The organism is Paenibacillus sp. F024 (genome assembly GCF_057814255.1).
In genome coordinates, this window is the sequence record NZ_JBVASZ010000188.1 from 1 (window position 1) to 255 (window position 255).

The 255-nt window shown below is 53.3% G+C and carries 1 rRNA gene; it reads right to left on the minus strand.

Features of this window, described 5'->3' with window-relative positions:
• Positions 1 to 255, minus strand: a 23S ribosomal RNA gene (locus ACZYR9_RS27915); the annotation flags it as partial.

Genomic DNA, 255 nt, shown 5'->3' on the forward strand with positions numbered 1-255 from the left:
AACATCCTGGTTGTCTGCGCAACTCCACATCCTTTCCCACTTAACACACACTTGGGGACCTTAGCTGATGATCTGGGCTGTTTCCCTCTTGACAATGGATCTTAGCACTCACTGTCTGACTCCCGGGTTAACGTCTGTGGCATTCAGAGTTTGACTGGACTTGGTAACCCTTGGCGGGCCCCGCACCCAATCAGTGCTTTACCTCCACGACGCATCTCCCGAGGCTAGCCCTAAAGCTATTTCGGGGAGAACCAG